A 6,801-nucleotide genomic window follows, 5' to 3' on the forward strand; every position below is an offset into this window, starting at 1 on the left:
TTTGGTGCTAGCAGTTACTTTGTTAGGTTTTGGGCGCTCTTCCTATGCAGTATATGATTTAACCCTCTCTTTGCACGTAGAACCTCCTTTACAAGCACATAACTTTGACGAAACCGGAGAAAACAGGGTTGTTCTAGAGAAAGAGCTTTTTGATAAGGCTAAATCAATCCTCAATAGATCTTTTTCTATAGTTCAAGAGTTTTCACCATTAAACGATACGAACTATGTACTTATGCTCCAATTAATCCATGGAAACAGCTTTTTGGGGGAGCGAGGCAGTGACCAATATTGTATTGGGCTCAAGTATGAGGCTAATGGTGAAATTAGAGTATGTGATGAAGGTATAGACGAAGTTTTGGAAGACTCTATAGAAGAGTTTTTTCATCTTGAAAGAAAAAACCTGAGTAAGATTGCCGAGAAGAATCGCAAGATAAATTGGTTTGACTTAGTAGATAATAAAGTAGTTCAAGTAAATAATGTTCGCGTTCCCTATAGTGCTTCGAGTTGGCAGTCATCTCGCCAAAGCTTCGCACAACGTTTGCCGACCTCAGCTTTAAATAGAAGCTTTTTTGATAAATCTAAATACCTAATTAGTAACTACTTTACGCATAGGAATGGGAAATCGATAACATTCTTCAAGTCTACTGATCTAATTTCTATAGCGATGGAAAACCCCTGGAGTGCAAAGGATCATAAGGGAGTTATCATTAATTTGCTTGGAAGAGTCAATAAGAAAAGTAGAATGCTTCCCTTCTATTTAAAGCAAGCAATAAAAATAAATGCACCTCGCGAAATACTGAACGCGTTTAAGTCAAAAAGAGGTAGCTTTGATTCTTATAAAGATGCTGAAGGAAATACGCCCTTATTTGAAGCCGCTGTTTTATCCAATGAAAACCTATTTCGATTCTTGATCGAAGAAGGGTCGGAGCATAGTTTAAAAAATAAACTCGGCTTAACACCTTTACATTTTGCTTGCTCGTCAGCGCCAATCAAACAAAGTTATTCAATTATCGACTTTATGCAATCTAAGGGAGCCGACATTAACTATGTGTCTTCTGATGGGGTGTCTTGTCTTGCTAGCGCTATTTCTCACAATGCTCTTAATGGATCCCCAACAAATGGGGGGGGGCTAGTTGACGAGATGGTATTTCGAGGTGCAGCAATAAATTTATCTGTGCTGGTTGCAGATAAAGCTTTCTCACCCTTATATTCTGCTGTTTATTATAAAGATAACTCTGCCGCTATAAGGCTTGTTGAATTAGGCGCTGACGTAAATCAACGCCCTAAAGACAGAGAGTCAGTTCTTCACCTTGCAACACAGCAGTTAGACCGTGTACTTACGCACAAACTGATTGGTGCTGGAGCTTCGTTAAACGCGTTAGATTCAAAGAATCAAACTCCATTGTTTTATGCTTTCCCAAACTACAAAGAAGAGATGACGTCTAAGCACATGGAAATGATTAAGCTTCTCGTAAGCAGTGGTGCCAACCAATCCTTGAAAAACAACTCAGGTCTAACCGCTAAAGAATCATACGTTAACGCTAGAGCAAACTATCTCGAAGAACAGCGTCAGATCGCCTACAACAAACGAATGCAAGAACTTCGTAAACAGCGAATGGAAGAGATTGCAGAGGCGAGACGAGAGCGCAATAGACAGCGTCGAGCGGCCCAGAAAAGAAATGGCTTTCAATGGGGTAAATTCTTGGCAGGCGTAGCAGGCGCCGCAATCGGGGGTGCGCATAAGCTCGATGCAAGAACTCAGGCTGAATTTGTTACCGGGCTGATGAAAGACAGTCAAGCTGGGGTTGATGGACTATCCAACAGTATGTCTGCGTTTAATAATGCCACAAATGGTTTTAATGCATCGACGTATTCATCATCGAATAGTGATTATTCTTCTGGCGTGCCTTATATGGAGACAGTCGAATGGGCACGTCAACAGGGTGAAGAACATAAACAGGAGATTGAAAGGCTGAACCGAGACTATGGTCAAATGCTAAGTAGTTCTAACATTACGCTTGGATATGATGATGGTTCAGCTGAAAGAGCGAGGATAGCAAAACTTGAAGCAGAGCAAGCTAGGAGAGCTGAAGCACAGCGCATCAAAAATGAAGATCTCGCTCGACAATCGAGGATAAAACATCAAGAGTTTCTTCGTCAGGCTGAGAGAGAGAGGAAAGAGCGAGAAGATGCACTGCCTGATTGCGCGAAGCCTCCTACCGGACCGAACCCTAATCCAGGTAAAGGTTCTAGAGCAATCTGTCTGTAGGTCGCGGGTTTCAGGCAATTACGCAGTTAACACTGCTAAAAACATAAGGAAAGGGAATGATGAGATGTTTAGCTGTTAGGTTTTTATTTGTTGGCACAATCATTTTACTTAGCTCATGTGCGAGTAATGATTTCACTTCGACCCCAATGGGAATAGAAGACGCATTATCTTACTGTAACGAAGTTCAGAAAGATCAAGGGCGAAATATTGCTGTCTTCTTAGATGGGACAGAAAACACAGAATCTGATCATACTAACGTCCATAGACTATATAACCTTTCATCAATTCAACCGCCCGTTAACGATTGCCCCAATAACTTCTCAATATATATCAAAGGTGTAGGTAGCAGTGATGGTGTGATGAATATTTTTGGCAAAATAAAAGGACTGGGCATAGAAGAAGATGTACTACAAGGGTATCGATATATATCCACACACTATCGAAATGATAATGACAAAATTTACATATTTGGTTTTAGCCGTGGCGCTGCTGCGTCACGAATTTTAGCCAGTCTCATTTTTCACGCGGGACTTGTGCGGGACTTAAATTCAGATATGAATGATGATGTTGATGCTGAGACTTTGAATCGTATATGGAAGCTATATACGCAGGAGAAAAGTTCATCTGAAAAACAAGAAGATCTGAGTGACTATATAGGTGAAGCAAACCAGCGTAGACCTATGATTGAGTTTTTAGGATTGTGGGACACTGTGCCAGCTCTCGAAAACTACGTTGGAGAAAAGAATTTCAAAAAAAATGGATTACCTCCAAAATACAATGATCAGTTGTGTAATGTAAAAAAAGCGGCGCATGCAATGTCTATAGATGATAATAGAGCTAAGACTTTTACTCCCGCTTTGTTAAGTGACAATTTGTTTGAAGCATGCCCCGAACGCTCGATTCATCATGCTGAAATAGTTGATGAAGTTTGGTTTTCTGGTGCTCACTCAGATGTAGGAGGTGGTTATCTAGATACTGACATTAGTGGAGTTCCTTTGAACTGGATGATCAAACAGGTTCAGGACAATGATTGGAATACTATCTCTTGTGGAGGAGAAAGAACTGGCCGACAGCCATTGCTTTTAAATGAGGCTGGTGTCTATGAAAATCGGTTTGGTAAGGTTCACGATTCAGCTAAAGAAATGGGGTGGCAGGCATTTGGCCAAAACCGCAATCGACATATACCTTTGTATTTAAAGTGTACTGAAAGCTCAAAGGAAAAAGGTTCCCCATGCGCAGTTAATACGGTTCCCTTTGTCCATCAAACGGTTATAGATAGATTAGAAACCGAGAAGCCTTTAGGTCGTCACTTTCGTTGGATTGGTAATAAAATAGGCAAAATATCTAATAAGGGCGGGCCAGATAATTACTCTCATTGCTTCGATCCTGTCCATAATCCGAGGATAGTTCATCCAGAATGGAGTCATGAAAATTGTTCTGATGAAGAGCACTGGACTCACAAAAGCCATTATTTGTTCAAATTCAAAGAAGGCGTAGAAGGTTGTCCCGTAGTATGGCAGCGTGAAAAAAGGTATCAAGAAAGGAATTGTGAGGTGCCGCTAGGTTCATAGGTGATGGGATATTCAGGGTTGTTTGTTTGGCCCATGAAGGAATTTAAAATGCTCTAGAATGAAAAAAATAAAACTATATATCGATATCGACGGTGTTCTTTTAGGTAAGAACCCAGAAACTCGAGAGTATTGCTTGGCTAGCCAAGTTAAAGACTTTATGGCCTACGCGTTAGCTAACTTCGATTGTTATTGGCTTACAACACACTGCAAAGGCGATGCTCCAGTCGCTTTAGACTACCTCACCCCTTATTGTCACGATGACGAGCTCTCCCTTTTTCGTTTGATTAAAACAACAAACTACAAGACCTTTAAAACGGAAGTGCTAAGCGGAGACTTTATCTGGATTGATGATCAGCCAACCGCGTACGAGTTACAAGTACTTGAAGAGAATGATTGGTTAGATCGTTGGTTTGAAATAAATACCCGGAAAGATCTTAACGCCCTCATTAAACTGATCCCTGTTTTAGAGGCGAGATTAGCTGAATTTGATTCAACTCAAACCCGCCACACAAATACAGTTCATACAAAGCATTTACCAGAAGGTATTGTCTTTGAATCTGGAGTGATTGACCTTGATAGGCCTTATGTCGAATTCTATAAAAACGATACTCTTAGTTTTCGCCTGCAACGGGAAGAGCGTTTCCTAAAACTTGATATGGAGACGAGTAATTTCTCTATCAAAGATGTCGTTAGTTTGTTTCACGAATGGCTGAATATGCGCCAATACAACAATGGCCCGTATGTATTCGACAAACTCTTTCGTTTGCCTTTGAAAGAATTAACAGAAGGTGAATGGCACACTAAACGTATTGGCGCGATTGGTTCAATTGATGCCATATGTAAAATCATCAAGCAAAATAGCAAGTCGGATTTTCTTGAAGTGTTACCCGATTCGGATGCAGATCATTGGGTTGAAGGTGAGGTTGATTTCACCAAGCCTTTTTACAGCTTCAAGTATGATCGCTTAGAGGTTGCTCACAACTTTAGGGCAAACCATATCGCGGACATGCAAGTGAATGAGCTCGGTGATCTAGTTGTGCAATTTTCACCTTATTCTGACTGGCTAAGAGAAAACTTTCTATTTGCGTTGAATAAGTTAGCGTCATTGGATTCTAATCTGTCGCTTGTTCAGAAGATTCATCTCTGGGCGCAGTTAGCAACTCAGTATCTAGACGCATATAGGTTGAACCCAAATATCTACATTGAAGCGCCCTGGTCGAATGATATGGCGAATCCATTTACGTCAGATTATTCGACCTTTCATGATTCGATAATTCATCCCTTAATGCTCAACGCCAATCAAGGTTGGCGTATTCGAAGCCTTGAAAAGATTGGGTTACCTCAGATACGAATTGAGCGGTATGCTCTGAATGGGCGCAGAAACACTCTCGTGATCGGCACATTGTGTTTCCAGACTGATGAAGAGATTGGCTTAAAGCTCCAGCCCGAGTGGTACAGATTGACCGCTGAGCAGCGTTACGAAATACAAGCCAAACTTACTGAAGACATCTTTAATCGATTCGACTATCCTGATGCGGAACTGAATCTGCTAAAAACGTGCTATTCCTCGAATGTGATTCCATATCGCGACAGAAGAAAACCAAAACCTGAAATCAGTTTCTCCTATATTGATTCAGAGGGTAACCATGTCGGTCTAGAAGATTTAGGCGACTTGATTAGGTGTAAACGAAATGCATGGATTGATAGCCTTGAAACTGAGGGGTGTGAGTAGATGGTTGGTTTGAGATATGCCTTAGCCATAAAGCTTCTGCTTGGTGCAGCACTACTAAACGCAAGCTTAATTGCTCACGCTAAAGATCGAGAATCTACCGAGATAAGCGTCATGAGCTGGAATGTTTGGTTTGATAAGAAATCAGGCGAAACTCGTTATCCAAAAATACTTGATGAGGTCGCTAAGCAGTCTCCCGATATTGTATTTTTTCAGGAAGTGATCCCGCAGTTTGTTTGGGAGCTTAAAGATCATGAATTGATGAAAAGCTATCATCTGCTAGGTAGTAGAGAGGCAACGAGGGGCGTGGGCTATGGCCAAGCGTTCTTAACGCGCTATAGGTTGTTGCATACTCAGACTTATAACCTTGACTCTAAGTATGATCGAAAAGCATTGTTTGGTTTGTACGAGGTTAACCCAAGCGAGGCCATTGTACTAATCAATGTTCATCTGGAGAGTGGTCTTGGTGAATCAAGAGCTAGGAAAGAACAGATCAATGCTATTCGAGAAAGCTTATTGCCTGCATTCAGAAATGAATCAGAGCGATACTACCCAGAAAAGAAAATTAAGCACGTAATATGGGGAGGCGACTTTAACTTGGGGTTTACAGAGGTCCCTGAAGGCATTGAGTCTTTCATCGATGTAGGGCGGAAGTTCGAAGACAACACACCAACCTACCATATTGATAACAACAAACTGGCTGACTACACCGCAAGCTGGCTTGAAGACTCTGCCAGGCTTGACCGCGTGTTCATTTCTGAGACATCGGGAATGTCCGCTTTATCCTATAAGGTAATAAACTCGGATTACTATTCGACGCTGTCAGATCATTATCCAATTCACGTCGTGTTGGAGTTTCAATCAGTCAGCCATTAAGGAAAAACAGAGTGGATTTATCGCTTTCGCCAGATTCGATATACTGCACCAAATGACAATAACAAGGCTCACTTATGCGCTTTTTACTAGCACTTATCGTGCTCTTTCTATCTATACAGACTCAAGCCGCAGTCAGCAAAACCTCTTCAGAGGCCAGTTACGCAGATCATGCTGACGTTAGGGCAATTGCTAGTGCATCTGAAGCAAACTATGAAACGTTAGCTTCGAGACTATGTTTACTATACTTAAGTTCAAACAATCTAGTTGAAGACTCAAAAAAAGCGATAATTCATTTCATAAAACAAAATGAACCAAATTACCCTAATCCATCTGTAAGTGATGTTATTAACCTTTTA

The 6,801-nt window shown here is 41.1% G+C and carries 5 protein-coding genes; all 5 read left to right on the forward strand.

Annotated elements, in window-relative coordinates; translation table 11 throughout:
* A partial coding sequence (locus A3766_RS17925; protein WP_156508957.1) for an ankyrin repeat domain-containing protein occupies positions 1 to 2,269 on the forward strand: 2,269 nt, incomplete at its 5' end.
* A 56-nt stretch (positions 2,270 to 2,325) separates the two neighbouring features.
* Positions 2,326 to 3,840, forward strand: a complete 1,515-nt coding sequence (locus A3766_RS17930; RefSeq protein ID WP_082907149.1) for a DUF2235 domain-containing protein — start codon at positions 2,326 to 2,328, stop codon at positions 3,838 to 3,840.
* 58 nt (positions 3,841 to 3,898) lie between these two features.
* Positions 3,899 to 5,572 (forward strand): hypothetical protein, encoded by a 1,674-nt coding sequence (locus tag A3766_RS17935; RefSeq protein WP_068642631.1) that lies wholly within the window; start codon positions 3,899 to 3,901, stop codon positions 5,570 to 5,572.
* Positions 5,573 to 6,445 (forward strand): endonuclease/exonuclease/phosphatase family protein, encoded by an 873-nt coding sequence (locus tag A3766_RS17940; RefSeq protein WP_068642633.1) that lies wholly within the window; start codon positions 5,573 to 5,575, stop codon positions 6,443 to 6,445.
* Positions 6,446 to 6,519: 74 nt separating this feature from the next.
* Positions 6,520 to 6,801, forward strand: a 282-nt coding sequence (locus A3766_RS32070; RefSeq protein ID WP_231882921.1) for a hypothetical protein, incomplete at its 3' end; no start/stop codon positions are given.

This window comes from Oleiphilus sp. HI0132 (assembly GCF_001635845.1).